General features: G+C 58.7%; 18 protein-coding genes. 2 read left to right on the top strand and 16 right to left on the bottom strand.

The genetic code is table 11. From position 1 onward, the window contains the following. Nucleotides 1-11: 11 nt before the first annotated feature. The 8 genes from LG327_RS00375 to tmpT form a co-directional block, all read right to left on the bottom strand. The gene (locus tag LG327_RS00375) at nucleotides 12-1,361 is read right to left on the bottom strand and encodes a DUF1329 domain-containing protein (RefSeq protein ID WP_404364656.1); all 1,350 of its coding nucleotides are present in this window, start codon (nucleotides 1,359-1,361) and stop codon (nucleotides 12-14) included. Further along, complete coding sequence (locus tag LG327_RS00370) at nucleotides 1,340-3,025, bottom strand: diguanylate cyclase (RefSeq protein ID WP_404364654.1); 1,686 nt, start codon at nucleotides 3,023-3,025, stop codon at nucleotides 1,340-1,342. Before LG327_RS00370 ends, LG327_RS00375 begins: the two co-directional genes overlap by 22 nt. A gap of 141 nt (nucleotides 3,026-3,166) precedes the next feature. Then, nucleotides 3,167-3,706, bottom strand: coding sequence for a Mut7-C RNAse domain-containing protein (locus LG327_RS00365; protein WP_404364652.1), 540 nt, complete (start codon nucleotides 3,704-3,706; stop codon nucleotides 3,167-3,169). 1 nt (nucleotide 3,707) lies between these two features. Next, nucleotides 3,708-4,442, bottom strand: a complete 735-nt coding sequence (locus LG327_RS00360) for a DUF72 domain-containing protein (protein WP_404364650.1) — start codon at nucleotides 4,440-4,442, stop codon at nucleotides 3,708-3,710. A 35-nt stretch (nucleotides 4,443-4,477) separates the two neighbouring features. Further along, on the bottom strand, nucleotides 4,478-6,010 hold the full coding sequence (locus tag LG327_RS00355; RefSeq protein ID WP_404364648.1) for a SpoVR family protein: 1,533 nt from the start codon (nucleotides 6,008-6,010) through the stop codon (nucleotides 4,478-4,480). Then, complete coding sequence (locus LG327_RS00350; protein WP_404369556.1) at nucleotides 6,007-7,296, bottom strand: YeaH/YhbH family protein; 1,290 nt, start codon at nucleotides 7,294-7,296, stop codon at nucleotides 6,007-6,009. Before LG327_RS00350 ends, LG327_RS00355 begins: the two co-directional genes overlap by 4 nt. An 87-nt stretch (nucleotides 7,297-7,383) precedes the next feature. After that, entirely contained in the window at nucleotides 7,384-9,306 is a 1,923-nt protein-coding gene (locus tag LG327_RS00345) for a PrkA family serine protein kinase (protein ID WP_404364646.1), read from the bottom strand. A gap of 292 nt (nucleotides 9,307-9,598) precedes the next feature. Beyond that, nucleotides 9,599-10,270: a thiopurine S-methyltransferase gene (tmpT, locus tag LG327_RS00340; protein WP_404364644.1), complete on the bottom strand. Its 672-nt coding sequence runs from the start codon at nucleotides 10,268-10,270 to the stop codon at nucleotides 9,599-9,601. 123 nt (nucleotides 10,271-10,393) lie between these two features. Here tmpT and LG327_RS00335 point away from each other — a divergent pair, with 123 nt between their 5' ends. Continuing rightward, nucleotides 10,394-11,353, top strand: coding sequence for a 2-hydroxyacid dehydrogenase (locus LG327_RS00335; protein ID WP_404364642.1), 960 nt, complete (start codon nucleotides 10,394-10,396; stop codon nucleotides 11,351-11,353). 106 nt (nucleotides 11,354-11,459) lie between these two features. Beyond that, a complete protein-coding gene (locus LG327_RS00330) occupies nucleotides 11,460-12,782 on the top strand; it encodes a YihY/virulence factor BrkB family protein (protein ID WP_404364640.1) in 1,323 nt (440 codons plus the stop codon). 32 nt (nucleotides 12,783-12,814) lie between these two features. Here LG327_RS00330 and LG327_RS00325 read toward each other — a convergent pair whose 3' ends face one another. The 8 genes from LG327_RS00325 to LG327_RS00290 form a co-directional block, all read right to left on the bottom strand. Further along, the gene (locus tag LG327_RS00325) at nucleotides 12,815-14,044 is read right to left on the bottom strand and encodes a DUF445 domain-containing protein (protein WP_404364638.1); all 1,230 of its coding nucleotides are present in this window, start codon (nucleotides 14,042-14,044) and stop codon (nucleotides 12,815-12,817) included. 105 nt (nucleotides 14,045-14,149) lie between these two features. Next, complete coding sequence (locus LG327_RS00320) at nucleotides 14,150-17,344, bottom strand: efflux RND transporter permease subunit (protein WP_404364636.1); 3,195 nt, start codon at nucleotides 17,342-17,344, stop codon at nucleotides 14,150-14,152. Next, nucleotides 17,341-18,609 (bottom strand): efflux RND transporter periplasmic adaptor subunit, encoded by a 1,269-nt coding sequence (locus LG327_RS00315; protein ID WP_404364634.1) that lies wholly within the window; start codon nucleotides 18,607-18,609, stop codon nucleotides 17,341-17,343. Before LG327_RS00315 ends, LG327_RS00320 begins: the two co-directional genes overlap by 4 nt. Nucleotides 18,610-18,688: 79 nt before the next feature. Next, entirely contained in the window at nucleotides 18,689-19,444 is a 756-nt protein-coding gene (locus tag LG327_RS00310) for a 16S rRNA (uracil(1498)-N(3))-methyltransferase (RefSeq protein ID WP_404364632.1), read from the bottom strand. A gap of 6 nt (nucleotides 19,445-19,450) precedes the next feature. Then, on the bottom strand, nucleotides 19,451-20,800 hold the full coding sequence (locus tag LG327_RS00305) for an adenosylmethionine--8-amino-7-oxononanoate transaminase (protein ID WP_404364630.1): 1,350 nt from the start codon (nucleotides 20,798-20,800) through the stop codon (nucleotides 19,451-19,453). A gap of 283 nt (nucleotides 20,801-21,083) precedes the next feature. Further along, nucleotides 21,084-21,830, bottom strand: coding sequence for an amino acid ABC transporter ATP-binding protein (locus LG327_RS00300; protein ID WP_404364628.1), 747 nt, complete (start codon nucleotides 21,828-21,830; stop codon nucleotides 21,084-21,086). A gap of 20 nt (nucleotides 21,831-21,850) precedes the next feature. Then, the gene (locus LG327_RS00295) at nucleotides 21,851-22,522 is read right to left on the bottom strand and encodes an amino acid ABC transporter permease (RefSeq protein ID WP_404364626.1); all 672 of its coding nucleotides are present in this window, start codon (nucleotides 22,520-22,522) and stop codon (nucleotides 21,851-21,853) included. Between the two features lie 63 nt (nucleotides 22,523-22,585). Further along, nucleotides 22,586-23,344, bottom strand: a complete 759-nt coding sequence (locus tag LG327_RS00290) for a transporter substrate-binding domain-containing protein (protein ID WP_404364624.1) — start codon at nucleotides 23,342-23,344, stop codon at nucleotides 22,586-22,588. Between the last annotated feature and the right edge of the window lie 69 nt (nucleotides 23,345-23,413).

Here is a 23,413-nt window from a genome sequence, read left to right as displayed (position 1 = left end):
TTTCGTGGTGATCAGCGCACGGCTCGCTGGCGCAGCCTTGCAGGCTGGAAATAACCGGCCTCGGGAATGGGAAGGTCGTATTCCCCTGCCGTTGGTTCCTCATTAAGCAGGTTCCTGGCGTTGTAGGCACGCTCGCGGAAATCATGCACCACGTCGGCCACGCTGAATGTCATGGGGACCTCGTAAAAATTGAGGGGGTGGGACACGCCAAGCCGCCAGAGGGCGCCCTCCCGGTCGTAGTTTTCCATCATCGCTATGCCCCAGCTGTCCTCGTCCACGTAGGCTATTTTTTTTGAATAAACAGGCTGCGAGCCTGCCTTTGCCGTCCCTTCAACGACCCGGACCCGGTGGAGTTCCCAGCGGACATGGTCAGGATTCAGGTGAAAGGGGGTGAGAAGATCGCTGAACCTGGCCAGCGGCAACCGGTAATTGTTGTATGGAATCCAGGCCTCGCGAACCCCAAGATCCCGCCAGTCGTAGGCGCCTGGAGAGCCGTTGAACATGTCCGTATCTTCGACAAGCCGCAGGTTTTCCGCCAGGCTCGCCACGCTGTCGTGAGTAGTGCTGGCCAGCCGTTGAACACGCCGGCTGCCCGGGTCATAAGTCCATACCAGTCTCGGCTGAATCTGTTGGTCAAGGAAGTCGACAACGAGGAATCCTCCGCCGGCATGGGTCGGAGGTGATAGCAGAAACGAAGTGTAATAGAGCAGAATGTTGTTGGCGCCGCCGACTTCGGAGTCACGTGCGTAGGGCGGAAAGGCAACTTCGTGGCTCATCCGGTAGGAAACCTGGTGACCCGGAAAAACGCTGCTTTCCGTGTCGGTAACCTGGATAAAACTGCCGCGAAAACGGTTGAGATGATTCCAGATTACCTCGACCCCTGTGCGGGCGTGGGGAAAAGGCGTGCCCGGCCCAAGATTTTCCACCGAATTGCCCTCTTTCCCCAGCATTGCGTTCCGGGCATTGTTCCGGGTGCCTTCGTTCACCCATTGCGGGAGGGCATGGGAGCGTCTGGATGGATAGATGTCCATGCGAAAGGTGCCAGGGTAGGATTCAAAAAGCCGCTGCTGGCCGGGGGTGAGTCGTGCCCCGTGCTTTCGAAAATTCTCCGGAGTGATAACCGAGACCGGCCGATCCTGAGGGAAAGGATCCGAGTGAAGCTGCTTTCGTTCGTAATCCTCGGGGATCGCTTTAATTCCGCCCTCCCAGCGCGGAATGGTGCCCTCCGCATTGCCGGCCGCCGGGCTGCCAAAGGGCGTAAGTGCCTGTTCTGACGCCAGGGCCAGGGCGGGCAAGGTGAGGCTCACGACAAAGGCGAGGCCCATGATGTACAGACGGACTAACGCCCCGGTTCTGACCATTGTTCCACTCTGTTTCTGCCAAGGGATTTTGCACGATAGAGGGCTGAATCCGCCTCTGCGATAAGCTTTTCCGGCGATGTTCGATCCGATGGGACCCGGGTTGTCACGCCAATACTCGCTGAAATGGAGAGTTCGGTGTCCTCGAATATTACCGGGCTGGCGGCGATGAGCGTACGAAGCTCTTCCGCACGCGCGGCAACCAGTGAGGGCGCCGCATCCACGATGATGATTCCGAACTCTTCGCCCCCATAGCGGGCAATCAGATCCTGCCGTTTTCTGAAAACTTCCTCGAACAGCGTCGCTACGTGCCTTAGCGCTGCGTCCCCTGCCTGGTGCCCGTGTTCATCGTTGAGTTTCTTGAAGAAATCCAGGTCCACCAGAATCAGTGCCAGCCAGCAGTTCTCCCTGTTTGCCAGGCTGATGGCTTCCTGCAGAGCGGCGTCAAAGTGGCGGCGGTTGCGCAGGCCGGTAAGACCGTCCCTGGAACCGAAATCCCGCAGCTGATCTTCACGGTCCTTTAATTTCAGACGCATATTGTCCATGGATGCCGCAAGCTGGCTCAGTTCGTCGCGGGTGTCCGCCGTGATGGCCTGATCATATTTGCCAAGGGCCACGTTGCCGGCGCCTTCTGACAGGGAGTCAATCGCGGTGCGGACCGACCGGTAAAAACCGGCAAAGAGGTAAGCGATGCCGGCCAGCACCAGCAGAATGGCAGAGCTGTGAAGAAAAAGGGATTGCCGCTTTTCCTGCAGGTCGGCGTCTATGCTGGTGCTGATGGAATCATACAGGGAATAGGTCAGGGCCTGAACCTGATTGATCCTGCTGCTGGTTGTGGCAAAGAAATCCTGCCAGCTGGTGTTCAGTTCAAGTACCTGGATCAGCCTGTCATCGAAGTGGAGCTGAATATCTTCCAGAAGTTTCCGGAGCCGATCAGCTGTTGCCCCGTAAGTCGCTCCGTCGGAGGAACCAGTGGTATCCAGCTGGCGAATCATGGAATCCAGGCCTTTCCAGGTCTGATCAATCAGGAAGACTGATCCGGGGTCGACATGTTTGCGGTAAAGAAACCATGAGCCATAGCTCCTTGCCTTGCCCGCCTCTTCCATGGCCCGGGGCAGGGTATTCATCAGGATCGCTGATATGGACTCCAGCTGTCGGTTGCTCACACTGAACAGCCCGCCGCGGGCGGCAACCTGGTAACGCCATTCATAGCCCGAGAGAACCAGCTGGTTGGCGTTTGCAAACACATTGTCGATGCTGAAAAGCTCGGAGCCGGGGGCGGCGGGCGTGGAGTCCGAAAGGCTGCTGCGGACCTCGCTGAGGTAACCGCCGGAGCCGAACTCGTAGTCTTCCAGCTGATCCAGATGGGAAAGAACCTGCCGGCGGGATTCCTCATACTGTGACTCGATACCCGGTGATTCCGGTGCTGCGATGCGAAGGGGGGTGAGATCCCGCAGCAGTTCAAGATGATGGAGAAAAACCGTAATGCTGCGAAGGCTCTGGAGATTTTCCTGTACTCGAGAAACCAGGTGCATCTGTTCGTAGTCGGTTTTGACGACCTGGTAGGACAGCACCAGAAAAGGCACGGTAAAAAGACTGTATACCAGCAAAAACTTGCGAGCATAACTGAGTCTTGATAATAGCTTCTGGGCAGGTTTGAGAATCATGAACGCCAGTTGTTAGTCATTTGGCCCTGAGAATATCACGACATTTTACGCCCGGAATGTAGTAATTTGGTTGCGTGAGGGTAAGTGTGACACTGTTTGACAGATCGCCTGTTTCAGCCGTCTCCGGACGCTCTTCGTTGGCTACTCCGTCCTCCGCCAGCGGTTGAATTCCCTGAGCTTTTCACGCATGCGCCGCACATGGCTCCCTTTCCAGAAGGTCTGATGGCATTGGGTACAGTGGAGCAGTGTCTGCGGGCTGGATTCCGGTGAAGCCGAAGAGCCCGGAAGCGGCCCCTCCCGGAAGGGAGTGTTGCAGCGTTTGCAGCGGGAAAAGGGCGCATGAAGCCAGTCCAGGTTGAGTTTGCCGGTCAGTTCCCGGATGCAGGCATCCTGCCCGCCACTTTCGAGCAGAAGCACATACAGCGGGCCATCCCGGTGCAGGGCAAGGGCCCGGTCCCGTGTAACCAGCCAGCGGTTTTCCGCCACGGCCATGGCCAGCACGTCCCTGTCCTCAGTTCCGGTTTCGGGCAGGCGGGTATCGTAGCCTGCCACCCGCAGCCACTCCCCGAGGCCCTGCAGCATTTCATCGCAGAGGAAACGGGGCGTATCAAGAGGGCATAATGCTCCGGTTTCCACGGTGGCGGGCATCAGGTTATGGCCAGCGGCATGCTCCGGGGGCATATCAGAGCCGGTACTCCACATAGCGTCTGAGATCCAGGGCGTTGTGGACTGCATGGCCTTCCTCGTCATTATTGAAGTAGGCGTAGACGTCACAGCCGTCCTGCAGCTCGTTGACGATCCGGTCGGCCTCCGCCGTCAGAAACTGGCTGGTGTAGCTCCCGGTATAGTGTTCGCCATGAAACCGGAGATAGATCCAGTCGGTGGTAAGGACCCGGGGGTGGTCTTCAATCATGTCATGGATGCACAGTGCCGTACGGTGGGACCTGAGTATTTCGTAGATGTCGTCATGGAGCCAGTCCGGATCCCGTACCTCGATCACCCACCGATGCCGGTCCGGTGCCTCCGCCAGAAATTCTTCCAGCCGCCCGGGGTCGCGATGCCACTTGGGCGGCAGCTGGACGAGGACAGGCCCCAGGCTGGAACCGAGTTTCTCTGCTACGTCCAGAAAGGCGGGTATGGTCTGTGCCGGATCTTTCAGCCGCTTCATGTGGCTGCCGTAGCGGCTGAACTTGAGGCTGTATTCAAAGCCCCGCGGCGCACTGTCCTGCCACTGTTCGAAGGTGGAAGCCTTTGGCAGATTATAGAAGGTGTTGTTGATTTCCACCGTGTCGAAATGCTCGGCGTAATAGCCGAACCATGCCTTCTGTGGCAGGTCCGCCGGATAAAAGCGCTCTTTCCAGTGACTGTATTGATAGCCGGATGTGCCTATACGAAGGTGACCTCGTGTCCTGGTCACGTGAACCTCCCTGTTTCTCCGATTTGACTGTGTTTTTACCGCTCATCGAGGGGCGGACAGTGAAACTCTCCCGTGACTCCTTCATCGTCCACGGTCTCCAGGTGGACGTCAAACCCCCAGAGCCTGTGCACGTGCCGAAGTACTTCACCGGTGGCCTCGCCCATGGGGATGCCATCGACGGGGATGTGGCGAAGGGTCAGGGAACGGTCGCCACGGACGTCCACGTTCCATACCTGCAGGTTGGGTTCGCGGAAGCTCAGGTTGTACTGTCGGGCCAGCTTTTCCCGCAGCATCCGATAGCCGGATTCGTCATGGATGGCGGTAATCCGGTAGACCTCCTCCTGGTCGTCGTCCGAGATGGCGAAGAGTTTCAGATCCCGCATCACCTTTGGGGACAGGAATTGATGAATGAAGCTCTCGTCCTTGAAGTTCTTCATGGCAAAGTGGAGGGTCTCCACCCAGTCGCTGCCGGCAATGTCCGGAAACCAGTGCCTGTCCTCTTCGGTTGGGTTTTCACAGATCCGGCGCAGGTCCGTGTAGATGGAAAATCCCAGAGTGTAGGGGTTGATGCCGGAATACCAGGGGCTGTCGAACGGCGGCTGGTAGACCACCGCGGTATGACTCTGCAGGAATTCCAGCATGAAGCCGTCAGTGACCAGGCCTTTCTCGTACATCCGGTGCAGCAGGGTGTAGTGCCAGAAACTGGCCCAGCCCTCGTTCATCACCTGGGTCTGGCGCTGGGGGTAGAAGTACTGGGCCAGCTTGCGGACAATGCGGATGATTTCCCGTTGCCAGGTTTCCAGCAGCGGCCCGTTTTTCTCGATGAAGTAGAGCAGGTTTTCCTGGGGCTCTTCCGGGTAGCGGGTCTTGCGCCTGGCCTCTTCTTCCTCGTCACTGCTCATTTTCGGGATGGTGCGCCATAGGTCATTGAGTCTGCGCTGCTGGTATTCCTCCCGGTCCTGCTGGCGGCGCTGCTCTTCGAATGCCGAGATGGGTGAGGGTCGCTTGTAGCGGTCTACCCCGTAGTTCATAAGTGCGTGGCAGGAATCCAGAATCTGTTCCACCGCGTCCACCCCATGGCGTTCCTCGCACTGGGCCACGTAATTCCGGGCAAACACCAGATAGTCAATAATGGCGCTGGCGTCAGTCCAGGTGCGGAACAGATAGTTGCCCTTGAAGAACGAATTGTGTCCGTAGGAGGCGTGGGCAATGACCAGTGCCTGCATGGGCAGGGTGTTCTCTTCCATAAGATAGGCAATGCAGGGGTCGGAGTTGATCACTATTTCGTAGGCCAGCCCCATCTGGCCCCGCTGATAGCCCTGAGAGGTGTTGAGAAACTGCTTGCCGAAGGACCAGTGGTTGTAGCCCACCGGCATGCCCACGGAACTGTAGGCGTCCATCATCTGTTCAGCGCTGATTACTTCCACCTGATTGGGGTAGGTGTCCAGCCCGAACTCGGCGGCGCACTTCGCAATCTCCTCGTCGTACTGCCGGATCAGGTCAAAGGTCCATTCCGATCCCGTGGAGATGGGTTGGACTGCATTGGGGCGGTCCATGGTATCGGTCATGCGGCTCTCCTCTCGAATAGCTGCCGGAACACCGGGTAGATTTCACTCGGGTCCGCAATCTGCTGCATGGCAAAGCTGCTGGGATTCTCCGCCATTACCTTCTCGTATTCATACCACAGCATCTGGTGATCCTGCGGCGTGATTTCCACATAGGAGTAGTACTGCACCAGAGGGAGTATCTGTTCCGACAGGATCTTGCTGCAGACAGGGGAATCGTCATTCCAGTTGTCCCCATCCGAGGCCTGGGCGGCGTAGATGTTCCACTCTGCGGGGGAGTAACGGGCCCTGACAATCTTGTCCATCAGTTTGAGGGCGCTGGAAACGATGGTGCCGCCCGTCTCCCTGGAGTAGAAAAACTCTTCCTCGTCCACTTCCTTGGCGCTGGTATGGTGCCGGATGAATACCACATCGATGCGCTTGTAGTTTTTCTTCAGAAACAGGTACAGCAGGATGAAAAATCGCTTTGCGATATCCTTGTGCATCTGGGTCATGGAACCGGAAACGTCCATCAGGCAGAACATGACCGCGCTGGTGGCGGGTTGCGGCTGCTTGAGGTGCTGGCGGTATCGCAGGTCGATTTCGTCGATATAGGGAATGCGCTTGAGATTGGATTTCAGCTTCGCGATCTCAGCCTCCAGCACCTCTATCTGGTCCTTGTGGCTGAAGGCCGGGTCCAGATCCGCCGGGGCGCTTTTAAGTGCAGCAAGCTGCTCTTCCAGTTCCCGGATTCTGCGCTTGCGGGCTCCGCCGAGGCTCAGGCGGCGGGCGTGGGCGCCGCGCAGCGACCGCACCACATCCAGCTTGGCGGGCACGCCCTGGGTGCTGAAGCCTGAGCGCACGTACTTGAAGGACTCGGTGTCCCTCAGTTTCTTGCGGGCGAGGTTGGGCAGTTCCAGGTCGTCAAAGAGGAATTCCAGAAACTCATCCTGGGTGATCTGGAAGGCAAATTCATCCATGCCTTCGCCGTCGGGGCTGGCCTTGCCATCACCCTGGCCGCCACCACCGCCGCCTGGCGGTTTGGGCAGTTCGTCTCCGGCCACGAACTCTTTGTTGCCCGGATGCACCATTTCGCGCTTGCCACCCTGGCCGTGGTGGAAGATCGGCTCGTCGAGATCCCTTGTGGGGATACTGACGCTTTCGCCGCCTTCAACATCGGTGATTGAGCGGCGCTGGACGGCGTCGGAAACGGCTTTTTTGATATGGTGGCGGTAGCGGCGCAGGAACCGCTCGCGGTTCACTGCGCTCTTGTTCTTGCCATTAAGGCGTCGGTCGACAATGTGGGTCATGCCCATAGCTCTGCTCCAGTTCGGCACCTGACCCCTGCACACCCTCATGCGCACAGGGGTCTGTCAGTGGGTTGCTGACAAGTTCCCTTAGTGGGACTTGCGAACCCTCAGATACCATTCGGCCAGCAGGCGAACCTGCTTTTCGGTATAACCCCGATCGACCATCCGGTCAACGAACTGCTTGTGCTTGTTCTGGTCTTCCTGACTGGCCTTGGGGTTGAATGAGATCACCGGCAACAGATCCTCCGTGTTCGAGAACATCTTTTTCTCGATCACTGCGCGCAGTTTCTCGTAACTCAGCCATGAGGGGTTGCGGCCCTGATTGTTGGCCCGCGCCCGCAACACGAAGTTCACTACCTCGTTACGGAAGTCCTTGGGATTGCTGATGCCTGCCGGCTTTTCGATCTTCTCCAGCTCTTCGTTGATGGAGCCGCGATCAAGAATCTCGCCGGTGTCCGGATCACGGTATTCCTGGTCCTGGATCCAGAAGTCGGCATAGGTCACGTACCGGTCAAACAGGTTCTGGCCATACTCGCTGTAGCTTTCCAGATAGGCGGTCTGGATCTCCTTGCCGATGAACTCCACATAGTGGGGCGCGAGGAACTCCTTGATGAATCGCAGATAGCGATCCTGCACCTCGGGGGCGTACTGCTCCTGCTCGATCTGCTTCTCAAGCACATACAGCAGATGGACCGGGTTGGCGGCCACTTCGGCGGAATCGAAGTTGAACACCCGCGACAGGATCTTGAAAGCAAAGCGGGTCGAGAGTCCCTCCATGCCTTCGTTTACCCCGGCTGCATCCCGGTATTCCTGGATGGATTTGGCCTTGGGATCCGTGTCCTTGATGTTCTGGCCGTCGTAAACCCGCATCTTCGAGAAGATGCTGGAGTTTTCCGGTTCCTTCGTGCGTGACAGGATCGAAAACTGCGCCAGCATGTCCAGGGTGTCCGGAGCGCAGGGGGCGCCGTGCAGGGAGCTGTCCCTGAGCAGCTTGCGGTAGATGTCGATTTCTTCTGTCACTCGCAGGCAGTAGGGCACCTTGACGATGTAGACCCGGTCCAGAAAGGCCTCGTTGTGTTTGTTGTTGCGGAAGGTCTGCCATTCGGATTCGTTGGAGTGCGCCAGTATGACGCCGTCAAAAGGCACCGAGCCCATGCCTTCGGTGGTGTTGTAGTTACCTTCCTGGGTTGCGGTCAGCAGGGGGTGGAGAACCTTGATCGGCGCCTTGAACATCTCCACGAATTCCAGCAGCCCCTGGTTGGCCTTGCACAGGCCGCCACTGAAGCTGTAGGCATCCGGGTCGTCCTGGGAATATTCCTCCAGCATGCGGATGTTCACCTTGCCTACCAGCGCCGAGATGTCCTGGTTGTTGTCATCACCAGGTTCTGTCTTGGAGACTGCAATCTGGTCCAGCACCGAGGGGTAGCGTTTGACCACCCGGAACTTGCCGATATCGCCGCCGAATTCGTGCAGGCGCTTCACCGCCCAGGGGGACATGATCGTTTTCAGGTAGCGAGTGGGAATTCCGTATTCTTCCTCCAGAATGGGCCCGTCCTCATGGATATCAAACAGCCCCAGAGGTGATTCATTTACCGGGGAGTCCTTGATGGCGTAGAAAGGCACCTTCTGCATCAGGAACTTGAGCTTTTCCGCAAGAGAGGACTTGCCTCCCCCGACCGGCCCCAGCAGATAGAGGATCTGTTTCCGCTCTTCGAGGCCCTGGGCGGCATGGCGGAAAAAGGACACGATGTTTTCCACCGCATCTTCCATACCGTAGAACTCGGCGAACTCAGGGTAGCGTTTGATGACCTTGTTGGAAAAAATTCTGGAAAGCCGGGGGTCGCGGGAAGTGTCTATCTCTTCGGGTTCACCGATAGCCATTAACATCCGCTGGGCCGCGGTGGCGTATGCTGATGGGTCTTTTTTGCAGATCTCCAGGTATTCCTCAAGGGAATACTCTTCCTCCTGTGTTGCCTCATACCGGTTCTTGAAATGATGCAGAATACTCATGTGGGGCGCCTCGCTCGCTGGGATTTAGCCGTGTTTCACACAAAATCTCCGATCTGATTCGGATCGTCTCTTCGGACGACTTCACAATAGTTGGGTGGATATTGGAAAGGCTCGCAAAACCGGAATTCCCTTTCGGGACCATCCCGGTCTGGACATTTTCAGCTTAGTCCAGTCTTGAAAACTTGGACAGTCCCTAAATCGTTTTGTTTCAAATCCGATACAAAAAGCTGCGGATGGTTCCGGCCCCGCTCCACCCAACCGAAAGTACCCGGGAGTGGCGCAATGACGGCTGTCAGCCTGGCTCATCTGCTCTCCGGTGCAGGCGAAACACACTTTCTGTAGCGCCGCTGAGGCCCTTGCGCCTCGCAAATGGGTGATCCGGGGGGAGCAGGTTTGTCAATACCTGCTCAATTGCGAAATCCTGGCCATAAAGAGCATGAACTTCTGCATCACTCACGTTGAACGGCGGGCCCTGCATCTCGTCATTCTGATAGTCCAGGGTCACCAGAAGGATGGCGGCCTGGTCGGGCAGTATGGCGTTCAGGTGCTGAACGTATTCCGGGCGCATGTGGGGAGGTAGCGCGATCAGGGCGGCGCGATCATACACCAGCCGCACATGGGTCAGATCGCTGGGAACCAGCTGGAAGAAATCCCCGCACCAGAGTTCCAGGTCGTCGTGGACAAACCGGATGAAAGGCCGCCCAGGCTTGACCGTGGCTTTGGCATCCGCTTCCTCAAAAAAGTCCTTGCAGGCAATTTCGCTCAGTTCCACGCCAATGACCGGGTGGCCCCGGTCGTACAGCCACCACATATCCTGGGCCTTGCCGCACAGCGGCACGAACACGGTTTCTCCGCCCCGGGATGCCAGCTCATGCCAGTGATCATGAAGGTAGCGGTTTATGGAGCCCTCATGAAAGCCGACCTCATTATTTGCCCACCGGGCGTGCCAGAACTCGTGCTCCATCGTAAACTGCCTCCTTCCGCAAATTGGGGTGGGCTTGCCTGGCGGTGCAAACTACCTTTGCCAGCATGAATTGCTGTATCTTTTCTAACCAGACTACATCCACTCAGTCCGGGAGCCAACCTGATGAGAGCCGTTTTTCTTGATGCAGCCACCCTGGGTGACGATGTCGACCTGTCTGCCATCCGCCAGACGGTGGATGAACTGGTCCTCCATGACCGCACAACGCCGGAACAGGTAACCGGGCGAATCCGCGGCTTTGATACGGTTCTCACCAACAAGGTGGTACTTGGGACCGAGCATTTTGATGCCAGCCCCGAACTGGCATACATCGCTGTGACCGCGACAGGACTGAACAATATTGATCTGGAGGCAGCCCGTAAGGCGGGCATCTCGGTGATCAATGCCACCCGCTATGGCCAGGCTTCCGTGGCGCAGCACACCATGGCCCTGATGCTGGCGCTGGCCACCCGTCTTATCGATTATCACCAGGACGTTCAGAAGGGCCGATGGGCGAAAAGCCCTCAGTTCTGCCTGATGGACCACCCCATTATGGAACTCGAAGGGCGGACCCTGGGCATCGCAGGTTACGGGGACCTGGGGCGGGGAGTGGCGGAGCGGGCCAGGGCTTTCGGCATGAACATTGTGCTGGCAGCGCGTCCGGGACAGCCGGCGGGGACAGTGGACGGTTACTCCCGGGTTCCGCTGGAAGAACTCCTGCCCCAGGTGGATGTGCTCTCCCTGCACTGTCTGCTGACCGACGAAACAAGAAATCTGATTGGCGCGGCGGAGCTGGCGAAAATGAAGCCAGACGCACTTCTCCTCAATACCAGCCGCGGCGGTCTGGTGGACGAGCAGGCCCTGGCTGACGCCCTGCGGTCCGGCCGCCTGGGCGGCGCCGGCTTTGACGTGTTGACCGAAGAACCACCGGTCAACGGCAACCCCCTGCTGGCCGGTGATATTCCCAATCTGATCGTCACTCCGCACTCAGCCTGGGCCAGCCGTGAAGCCCGGCAGCGGATCGTGGGGATTATCGCAGACGGCCTGGAACGGCTGAAAACAGGGGACACTGCCCACACCTGCTGAAAATACGCCATACTGGTGACGTCAGGCTGGGCGCGACCAGGGGTTGCATGCACCGGTCGCGGACCACAACCACCAGAAACCATCTGCAGACACGACAGGATCCCGTGTGCCCTCAATCGAAATAAAAGACAGGCTCAAAAAAACGGAAGAATGGATACTGGCCAACCCCAACCCGCCGGAGCGCGGGCCCTGGAGCTGGCTATACACCACGGCGCGGGTCCTGTACGCACTCGGGAGAGATCTGGTTGCTGGCAATCTGACCCTTCATGCCATGAGCCTGGTGTACACCACGCTGCTCAGCATTGTCCCTCTGCTGGCTCTGAGCTTCTCCGTGCTCAAGGCGCTGGATGTGCACGAACGCGTCAAGCCGTTTGTTTATCAGTTTTTTCAGCCCATGGGCCCGGAAGGCGTCGAGATGGCGGACCGGGTATTGAAATTTGTCGACAACATCAAGGTCGGCGTGCTGGGCTCGGTGGGTCTGGTGATACTGATTTACACGGTCATATCGCTGGTCCAGAAAATAGAACGGTCCTTTAACATGATCTGGCAGGTCCCGGAGATGCGCTCGGTGGGCCAGCGCTTCAGCAATTACCTGAGTGTGATCATGATAGGGCCACTGCTGATGGTGTCTGCCATAGGCATCAGCGCCACGGTGCTCACATCCGATATCGTACAGGCACTGGCGGCGGTTGAGCCTTTTGGTACCGTGATCGCCACCCTCAGCCGCCTTATGCCTTTCCTGCTCGTCTGCGGCGCCTTCACTTTCTTCTATGCCTTCATGCCCAACACCCGGGTGTATTTGAGATATGCGCTGATTGGGGGCGTGATAGCTGGAATTACATGGCAGGCGGCGAGCATTCTCTTCGCCACCACCGTGGCCACCTCTGCCAGGTACGCAGCCATCTATTCCAGCTTTGCCATCGGCATCATCATGCTCATCTGGCTCTACCTTAACTGGCTGATATTGCTCCTTGGCGCCAGCATTACTTTTTACCTGCAGAATCCCGGAGCCATCGCCAAGAGACAGGACGTGCAGTTTTCGCCGGAACTTCAGGAAAAGGTGGCACTGACCCTGATGTGGCTTGTCTGCAGGCCCTTCAGCGCGGGCAGGCCCGCACCCCAGCAGGAAAAGCTGGAACAGAAAATGCGGGTCCCCGGGGCGGTGACCCGGCGCGTCAGTGACAAACTGATCCGGGGTGGCCTGCTCTCACTGGCCGGCGCTGATGGCGACCGTCTGGTGCCCGGCCGAACCCTTGATCTGATCAGCGTTGATGACATCCTCGACGCGGTCCGAAGGGACGAAGATGGGATTGCCCGCCGGCTCCCGGCCGTGCTGCCGTCGGATCTGTCCGACCGTCGGCAGGGAGATGGTAAAAAAACCCTTTCGGAACTTCTGAAGGACGATGCCGAGAAAAAGGAGCAGGAATAGGGGCTGGCCCGGTGGCTTGCCGGGCCGCCCGGTCAGTAGAAGGACTCGCCAAACACGAATACGAACTGGGCTACACCAGCTGCGAAGCCCAGTGCTGCGCCTACCATGATCAGCTTGATTTCATCTTCCTGGAAGCAGGGCCTCAGAAGGTCCTGGAACTCGTCGGAGGAGAGGGCAGTCATCCGCTCTACCATGATGCTTTTCACCGCTTCGGCCCGGTCTTTTTCAAAGACGGGGTTGCTGAAAGAGGTCTGTGATATCTCGATGGCCCTCTCTCCCACCTTGTGCTTGAGACTGGCAAAACCCGTGGGGCCAAACGCGACCTGGGTCAGAGCCTTGCCCATGCCGGCGGTTTCATCCACCAGGGGCTTGATGTGCTTCTTGACCATGTTGCGGGCCCGTTCACCATTGGGTCCTGTGAGAATGGCATTGATGATGTTGCCCACGGTCAGGATTTCATGGGTGACGATGTGACAGAAAGACTCTGCCACCTGGGCCTGGCGTCGCAGAAACAGGCCCTGGATCTGAAACGGCCCGATCTTTTTCGGATGCAGTGGCCGGAATATGACGTTAAGGGCAATCCAGTTGGTGGCCCAGCCCACCAGCAACCCAAAGACCGGCAGAACCCACCACTCCTGATAGAAATACCAGACTGCCATCTGCACCAGGCCGAACAGGAACCCGAAATAAAAGCCAGAGTTGATGATAAAGCGGAACTCCGCCTCACCGCACTCCAGAAAAATGCGGTTGAGCAGGTGCTTGTCGGAAGCCAGCCGCTCAATGACCATGCCCTTAATGTCCAGCAGGCCTTCAATATTCTCGGCCAGATCGTCCACCAGGTTGTCCACCAACTGGGGCGTGGACTTGCGGACACGGTCATACACCATGCGCCGGGCAGAAGAGGGCAGGTTTTCCCAGAAGGTGGGATATTCTTTCAGCATCATTTCGTCGACGTATTCCTCGGTACGTGGCTCGACGGAATGCACAATATGAGCGGCCAGAAGCCGGGGATCTATCTGGTCGAAAATCTCCCGGACAGTACCTATCCTGGAGATGGTGGCATCCACGCTGATGGCGGCCATTTTCCGGGCTTTGGAAGGAATGATGCCCTGCCACCCCAGAAGCGGCGGCTTGCCGACGAACTCCAGGGGATAAAAGGTCATTTTGATGGCGAGCCAGTTGGTGATCCAGCCGATCAGTGCGGCGATAACCGGAATACTGAGGTACTGCCAGAATTCAGCCTGGGAAAACAGAGAAGTCATCCTGAAACTCACGGTCGGACATTATGATTATTGGCACAGCCATGTCGTCAACGAAATACGGTGTTAGATAAACAGGGTATTACGAAAGACAGTGTTACTGAAATTTCACCCGGAAGCCTGCCCGGCATAATGTTTGGCGCTGTCATTATTGTCAATGGCCGCTCCGGGGCTGCCAGCACCGGCATCTGGGCCAAAACGGCCAGTAACGTCCTCGATCAGTGACAGCAGTACCGGCACCACCAGAAGAATCAGCAGGGTGCCCACCGCGAGGCCGAAGGCGATGCTTGCCGCCATGGGCACCAGAAACTGGGCCTGCAGCGAGGTCTCGAACAGCAGCGGCAGGAGTCCGCCAATGGTAGTGAGAGAAGTAAGAAGAACCGCTCTCAGGCGCTGACAGGCTGCCTCCACCAGGGCTTCCTTCACGGGCATTCCGTCTTCCCGGAGTTCCTTGTAGAAGGTCACCAGAATGATGGAGTCGTTGATCACTATGCCGGACAGGCCAAACATTCCGAACAGGGACAGGATGGTCAGGTCTATGCCCAGCAGCAGGTGGCCAAGGATGGCGCCGCAGAGGCCAAAAGGAATGGCGATCATCACCGCGATGGGCCAGGTGTAGGCCCCGAACACCCAGGCCAGAATAATATAGATCATGGCCAGCCCCAGCATCGCTCCGGTCATCATGTCCGCGCCGGTTTCCCGCTGCTCTTCTGCCTTGCCCTTGAATTCGGCGCTGATGCCGTACTGGCTGAGAATTCCCGGCAGGACGTCCGCCTGGAGATCCGCGATTACCTGGTTGGCGTTGGTGATGTCCGGATTCACGTCGGCGGTGACGCTGACACCCAACTGGCCATCGGTGTGCCGAAGCAGGGCGAGGCCCCGACGGGATTCGAGTTCAATCATGTTGGCCAGGGGCGCCACGCCCCCGGTCGGGGTGATGATGGGCAGGCTGCTGAGGGTGCGTTGCAGGGTTCGCTCCGCCTTTGGCAGCATGATTCGCACCTCGACTTCATCATGGGCGTCATAGAATACCTGCAGAAGCTGGCCATCCAGCGCCGCCCGCATCTGACGTCCCACGTCCTCGATGGTCAGGCCCACAGACTGGGCCAGTGGGGTGAGGGAGAACACATATTGCTGCTTGCCCCAGGGCAGGTCGTCAAGTATGTCGGTGATGCCTTCATAGTTCCCCAGGGAATTTTTGATATCTTCCGCGGCGGCTTTCAGGGTAGCGGGCTCGGCTCCGGTCAGGAATATATCCAGCGGCTTGCCCGGTGGCCCGCCCTGGGGGCTGGTGATGGAAAGCTGCTCGATGCCTGCCAGTTTTGGCAATGCTTCCCGCCAGGCCCGGATGAACTCCGGGTTGCGGACCTCCCGCGCATCTGGAGTCACCAGTTCCACTGACATCATGGCGTACTGCGTACCCCGCTCGACGTTACGTCCGCCATTGAAGGAGGCCTGGTTCAGACGCAGGAAGGCGACTTCCACCAGGTCTCCGTCATCGCTCAGACGATCGTTCACCCGCCAGAGAGTGTCCTCCATGATGCGGCCGTAGGCCTTCACGTCAGACGGTGGCGTGCCTGCGGCGAACTTCACTCCGGCCACCAGGGTGGAAGTTTCTGGCGTGGGGAAGAAGGTAAACCGAACGTGCCCGGTGGCCACCAGCGCCAGGCTGATGGCCAGGGTGCAGGCCGTTGCTGTCAGCACCGTGCCCCGGTGGTCGATGCTCCACTGGGCCAGAGGCCGGAACTGGCGGTCCCGGAAGTGATCGTACATGGCCTCCAGCCGGCGCCGGATCGCGGTGGGTTCCCGGTGGTGATGTTTGTGGAAACTGGCTCGCAGATGCCCTGGCAGGATCAGGAAACTTTCCACCAGCGAGGCTATGATCACGCAGATCACTACAAAGGGTATGTCCCGGAGAATCTGCCCGATGATGCCGCTCACCAGCATCAGGGGCAGGAAGGCGGCGATAGTGGTGAGGGAGGAGCTCATCACCGGCACGAACATCCGCCGCGCCCCGCCTTCGGCCGCCTCCAGCGGCCATTCGCCACGCTGGTAGTGGGTCATGGCATCCTCTGCCACTACTATGGCGTCATCCACGATAATGCCCAGCGCCATGATCAGGGCGAACAGGCTGATCATGTTGATGCTGCCGCCATTGAGCCAGAGCACGGCCAGCGCCCCCATAAAGGAAATGGGGATACCCGCCGCCACCCAGAAGGCGATCCGGCCGTTGAGGAAAATGAACAGAATACCCACCACCAGGATCAGCCCGGTGATGCCGTTTTTCAGCAGCAGGTTGATGCGATCCTGGATCAGCTCGTACTGCTCATCGAAGGTAATCAGTTCCATGCCTTCCGGCAGGGTTGCCCGGGCTTCACCCAGCCAGCTGGTCATCACCTCGGCGGATTTCAGGGCATCGGCGGACTCGGTGCGCTGCAACTGCATGAGCACCGCTGGCTTCCCCTGGTAATAGATTTCAACACTGTTGTCCCGGGGACGAAGGGTGACTTCCGCTACATCGCCCAGGGTGAGGCGCCGACCCTCCGACGTGCTGGCGATGGGCATCCGGGCGAAGTCAGCGACGCTGCGTCCTTTCTCAAGACTGCGGATCTCGCGCACCGATTCCTCTTCGCCGACCGTTCCCGCCGGTATGTCCTGGCTCTGGCTTCTGACCCGCTGGCCTATATCGGGCAGCGTCATGCCCAGTTCGGCAATGGTGGCACTGCCCACCTCAATGGCGATTTCCCGCTCTGGCAGCCCGGTCAGCTCCACCTTGGCTATTCCCCGGTCCAGCAATTCCTGCTCAAAGCGGTAGGCGAGGGGCCTCAGGGCCTCCAGTCGGACCGGGCCGGTCAGGGCCACTGTGGCCACGTCCTCATTGCGCACGACTTTGGAAATTTCCGGCTGCTCGGCGTCCGTGGGGAGGTTGCGGACCAGGCTGACCAGCTCGTTGACCTGATCCAGGGCCACGCCCATTTCGGCATCTTCCTCGTATTCCAGCACAATACTGGCGAAGCCCTGGGTCGAGGTTGACCGCATCTCCTTGACGCCGTCGAGATTGCGCAGCTCCTGTTCCAGCGGAGTCGTGATGGAGCGGGCAACGTCCTCTGCGGTGGCGCCAGGCCAGACCACCCGCACGGTGATAAAATCCGTGGCAAAGGTTGGGAAAAACTGGCGATTCAGATTACTGAGCGCGTAGATGCCAGCCAGCACGAGAATCAGCATCAGCAGGTTGGCGGCCACTTTGTGGCGGGCAAACCGGCCGAGGATATCTTCCCGGTGAGAAACCGGAGCCTGGCTCATGCCTCAGGCTCCGGAGTTACGACGTCCACTTTCAGGCCCCGCAGGGCATTGGGTAACTGGGTAATCAGAATCCGGTCACCTGTATCCAGTGCCGGGGAGCGGATGAGGAGCTCCTGCCGTCCATTGACGAAGCGGTCACCGGCCAGCTCGACCTGGACCGGTTCAAGCCGGCTGTCGGTGATCCGGTAGACCGTGTTTTCATCATAAAGGGCGGAAACCGGTATGCTGAAAGTGTCAGTCTCCGGAGCCAGGCTGAGGCGGAGGTCCAGTGTGCGGTTAAGTGCCGTGGCAGGCTGTGCCTGGCGGAAACGGAACAGGGCGTCGATACCGCCGGCATCGGGGTTCACCTGGCCGCTCAGACGATCAAGCACCAGCTCGTGCTGCTTCTCGCCCACCTCAACCGATGCGGTCAACGGTTGTCCGGCCGTCAGGGCTTCCCGGACAGGATCAATCCGGTTCATGGGAATCTGGGCACGGACTTCCAGGCGATCGGTGGAGTAGAGGCTGGCCAGTGTCTCTCCGCCGCGCACCCGCTCGCCGGGGCTGACCTCGATGGCGGTGACGACGCCGGCGAAAGGGGCCTTTACCCGGGTGCTTTCCAGATCAAGCCTGGCCTGGCTGACGAGAGCCCTGGCCCGCTGCAGCCTGGCTTCAAGTGACTGGAGGCGACTTTGATGATTGGTAACCGCAAGCCTTCGGCTGATCAGTGAGAGCTCGGCATTCTGGAGCGCCAGCCGGGCCTCGTCGGTTCGGGCCCGGCTGGTAAGATTGGATTCTCCCAGTCGCCGCTCTCTTTCCAGCGCTCTTTCTGCAATTTCCACCAGTGCCTCCTCCCGGGCCAGAGCCTGGCGATCTGCCTGGTGCTGGTTCTGTTCCACCGCTTTCTGTGCCAGCAGTTCGTGCACGTCGGCCTGGCGCTGGGCGAGGAGCAGCGCGACCTCGGTTTCCTCTAAACGCACAATCAGGTCGCCGGCAGCGACCGTCTGACCCTCCAGAACAGGTATGGCCTCAACGTTGCTGGTGACAGCCGAGGTGAGAGTGGAACGCCAGGGGGTTTCAACCCGACCGAGAAGTCTTAACTGGGGAGACAGCGCGCCGGATTCCAGTGTGGTAACCCGCACCGGCCAGGTGCGTTCTTCAGCTGTCTTTTCCGGTGGTGTCGGTTTCAGTGTCGCAAACAGCCAGATGACCAGGGCGGTGACCAGGACAAGAAGCAGTGGAATCAGAACCCGTTTACCCGGTAATCGCGACCTGGACTGTGTCATGAAGCTTTCCTGTTTATATCATTTCCTGTTCCTGGCTCCGCTCCTCTGCGTTAGCAGGCGGACAGGTCTTTCCAACCCGTCAGTCCGGGCTATAATTCCTGGCCTGGCCGCCGTCCCCCCACAGCCACTGGCACAGGGCCAGCGCAGCCACCGGAGCAGTTTCCGTTCGCAGCACCCGCGGGCCCAGAGCCGCAGGCAGAAATCCCGCTGCTTCGGCACCAGCAATCTCTCTCTCACTCAGGCCACCTTCCGGTCCAATCATCAATGCCAACTGCCGGGGCCGCGCCAGGGATTCGAGAGACTTTTCAGTGCGGTGATGCAATACCAGCTTGAGGTCACAGTCGCTGGTGTACCGAAACCATTCCTCCAGCGTCGCCACCGGCTCCACTCTGGGCACCACCGCACGGCCGCACTGCTCGGCGGCGCTGACGGCAACGGACTGCCAGTGCCGCAGGCGCTTGTCCTCCCGGTCTCCCTTGAGCTTTACCTCGCAGCGCTCGCTGACCAGCGGCACGATGGTGGTTATGCCCATTTCCACGCTTTTCTGGATGGCATAGTCCATGCGGTCGCCCCTGGACAGCACCTGGCCGAGAACTACCTTCAAGGGAGACTCCAGCTCATTGTGCTGGGCCGGGCCAAGCTCGGCAGTTACCTCCTTTTTACCCACCCGGCTCAGAGTGGCCGGGTAATCACAGCCGTTACCGTTGAACAGGATCAGAACCTGCCCTGGCTGCATACGCAATACCCTGGAGACATGCTGGGTGGCCGCCTCATCCAGCGAGATGGTGGTGTCCGGTGCCAGTTCTGTCGGTGTGTATATACGGGGTGCTCTCATGCCTGATCAGTCCCTGACAGCAATTTCGATGCCTTCGGTGGCCACCCGGGCCAGATGGCGGATCTGGTCTTCCGTAATGACATAGGGCGGCATGAAGTAGACCACGTTGCCCAGCGGGCGCAGGAGGGCCTGACGGCCAAGAGAATGCCTGTACACCTTGAGGCCGCGCCGCTCCTGCCAGGGGAAAGGCGTGAGATCGGCCTTGTTCTTCACCATCTCTATTGCCAGGGTCATGCCATGCTGGCGGATATCCCCCACATTGGGGTGGTCCGCAAGGTGGGCTACGGACTCGGTCATGCAGGCGGACAGTCTTCTGTTGTTTTCAATGACGTTGTCATCCCGGAAGATGTCCAGGGTCGCAAGGGCCACCGCGCAGCCTATGGGGTTGCCGGTATAGCTGTGGGAATGCAGAAAGGCCCGCATGGTTTCGTAATCATCGTAGAACGCGTTATAGACCTCGTCGGTGGTCAGTACCACGGACAGGGGCAGGTAGCCGGCGGTCAGTCCCTTGGAAAGGCACATGAAGTCCGGCGTGATGCCGGATTGCTCGCAGGCGAACATGGTGCCGGTGCGGCCAAATCCGACGGCAATCTCGTCGGCCAGCAGGTGCACCCCGTAACGGTCGCAGGCCTCCCGCAATTTCGTGTGGTAAATGGGGTGATGCATCCGCATGCCCCCTGCACACTGGATCAGGGGCTCCACAACCACGGCGCAGATTTCCTCGTGGCGTTCCGCCAGAATCTTCTCCATGGCTTCGAACTGGCGCAGGGCATAGGCCTCTTCGGTTTCGCCTTTCTCCCGGTTGTAAGCGTCAGGCGAGGGAGCAGTAATCACTTCCATCAGCAGCGGCTGATAGGTGGTCTTGTAAAGGCCCACATCGCCCAGGGCAAGCGCACCCAGGGTTTCACCATGGTAGCTGTTGCCCAGATTGACGAAATTCTTCTTGCCAGGCTTGCCCTTGTTCTTCCAGTAGTGGTAGCTCATCTTGAGCGCCGCCTCGATGGCGGACGAGCCGTTGTCCGCGTAGAAGCACTTGTTCAGGCCTTCCGGCGTCACTTCGATCAGGCGCTCTGACAGGTTGACCACCGGCTCGTGGCTGAAGCCAGCCAGAATCACATGCTCCAGCTTTTCAATCTGGTCCCGGATGGCACTGTTGATTCGTGGGTTGGCGTGGCCAAAGAGGTTGACCCACCAGGAACTCACCGCATCGATATAGCGGTTGTTCTCGAAATCTTCCAGCCAGACCCCTTCGCCGCGCTTGATCGGGATCAGCGGCAGGGATTCGTGGTCTTTCATCTGGGTGCAGGGGTGCCATACCGATTTCAGGTCTCTCGCGACCAGGTCCGCGTTTCGCATGCTTGCTGCTCCTGTGGTGAGCCAGCCCGGCCCACAGTGTGCTCGCGGACACAGGGCCGAGATGTCGGGAATATCATCGCCGGCCGTGTCCGGGGCGCTCGGAAATCCGGCCCATGATACTTGTCGGAGGGCCGACGGCGCCAGCCCAATGCTGGCTGGGCAGGAAGGTTGGAGGGGATTCTGATTGAAGACTCCCGCCACAGGAGCGGGGAGAAGTACGGTGCCAGCCGGCAGATGCCGTATCCGCGGCGCCGGGATTCCGGCGCCGCGGATACGAAAGTTGTCAGCGCTTGAGTACCCGCGCCAGAAATGCCTGGGTGCGCTCGTTCTGGGGGTTGTCGAAGACGTCGTCGGGCTTGCCCTGCTCGACAATCTGGCCTTCATGAATGTAGATAACCCGGTCCGCGACTTCCCGGGCAAAGCCCATTTCGTGGGTCACCACCATCATGGTCATGCCCTCTCCGGCCAGTTCCCTCATGGCGTCCAGCACCTCGCCGATCATTTCCGGATCAAGGGCTGAGGTGGGCTCGTCAAACAGCATCAGCCTGGGCTCCATGGCCAGTGCCCGGGCGATTGCAACCCGCTGCTGCTGGCCGCCGGATAGCTGGGAAGGGTACTTTTCCGCCTGGTTGGCAATATCCACCCGCTCCAGCAGGCGATCAGCCTGGCTGGCGGCTTCCTCGCGGGATGCGTCCTTTACCTTCATTGGCGCCAGCATGAGGTTCTTCTTCACAGTCAGGTGAGGGAAGAGGTTGAACTGCTGGAACACCATGCCCACCTGTTTGCGGATGACAGCCAGTGCTTTCTGGCTGGCCCCGTTTGGTTCCAGGGTTTGGCCATCAACCGTCAGCAGGCCGGACTGGTATTCCTCCAGGCCATTGACGCAGCGGATCAGCGTGGATTTGCCCGAGCCGCTGGCCCCGATGATTACCACCACTTCCCCTGGTTCAACACTGAGGTCAATGTCTTTCAGCACATGCAGGTCGCCAAAATGTTTGTTCAGGCCCTGCATCTTCACGATATGTGTCATTGAAGTCGCTCTCTTCAGGTTCAGGTAGCTGCCACGCCGCGTTTTTCAAGCAGTCGCAACATCAGAGACAGGGACAGGGTGATGCACAGGTACATGATCGCGACCACGAAATAGACTTCAAACGCGGTAAAGGTGTTGGCGATGTAGACCTGGCCCTGACGCACCAGCTCACCCACGCCGATTACCGAGAACAGGGAGGTGTCCTTGATGCTGACGATAGCCTGGTTGCCCAGTGGTGGAATCATTCGCCTGAAAGCCTGGGGCCAGACGATGGACCAGAAAGTCTGGGTGCGTGACAGCCCGAGAGACAGGCCAGCTTCGCTCTGGCCACGGTCAATGGACTGGACACCGCCTCTCACCACTTCGGAAATATACGCGCCCGAATTGAGAGCGATGGCCGCGATACCGGCGGTCAGAGGATCAATAGGCCCGCCAACCAGATCCGGCAGGCCATAAAAGATAAACAGCACCTGCACGAGAATGGGCGTGCCACGGAAAATTTCGATATAGGCGGTGGCGGGCCAGCGCAGAAACCATTTCTTGTTGATGCTCAGCAGGCCAAAAAATATGCCCAGCATAAAGCCGATGGCGAGGCCGCCGAAGGAAATGAGAAGGGTATAGGGGATGCCCTTGAGCAGGAACGGAATCGAGTCGATTGCCGCCTGCCAGTCAAACTGGAACTGGAACTCCACGGGTTGGTTCTCCCTGCAGGAGTGAGTAAATGCGCCGGGAAAGCCCCGGCGCAACGGACAGTTTTACTCTGCGTCAGGCATCGGGCCGAACCACTTCTCGTAGATGGTCTTGTAGGTGCCATCCTGTTTCATGCTGGCAAGGGCTTCGTTGACTTCATCAACCCAGCTGCTGCCTTTCTTCAGGGCGATGCCGTACTGCTGGCCTTCATACAGCGGTCCAACGGTCTTCACCTTGCCTTCGCCCTTGGTTCTGGCGAAATAGCCAACATTGGGCGCGTCATAGAAAACTGCATCAACCGCGCCGGACATAAGGGACATGTACATGTCCGAACTGCCGGGGTAAGGGGTGACGCCGCTGTCTTTTTCCAGCTCTCTGGTCAGGAAGTCATAGCTGGTGCTGCCAATCTTTGTGCCTATTTTCTTGCCTTCCAGATCGTCCAACTCTTTTACCGCCTGGTCGTCGGCCCTGACCAGAACCCGCAGGCCGGAGTCGTAGTAGGGGTCGGAGAAATCAACGATTTTCTGGCGTTCTTCGGTAATGGTGATGCCAGCGATGGCGATGTCCACATTGCCCGTCTGCAGTGCAGGAATAATGCCGTTGAAATCCATGGTGTTCAGGTCGTATTCAAAACCTGCCCGTTTCGCCACTTCCGCGATGATCTCCATGTCGAAGCCGATCATCTCGCCGGTTTCCTGGTCCATCATCTCAAAGGGAACAAAGCTCGGGTCGGTGACGACCTTCAGGGTTTCTGCGTTAAGGGCACTGGCGCTGATGCTCATGGCAACGGCAGCCCCCAGGGTTTTCAGCCATTTGTTCTTCATAGTGTCTCCTTGATCTTTTTAGTTATGTATCAGGGGTCACATCAAACCTGATCTGACCCCGGGATTTCC

Source organism: Marinobacter sp., from assembly GCF_044799475.1.
Lineage (GTDB): Bacteria > Pseudomonadota > Gammaproteobacteria > Pseudomonadales > Oleiphilaceae > Marinobacter.
Note: the sequence above shows the minus strand (reverse complement) of the source record. Positions and strands in the feature narration are given on the sequence as shown.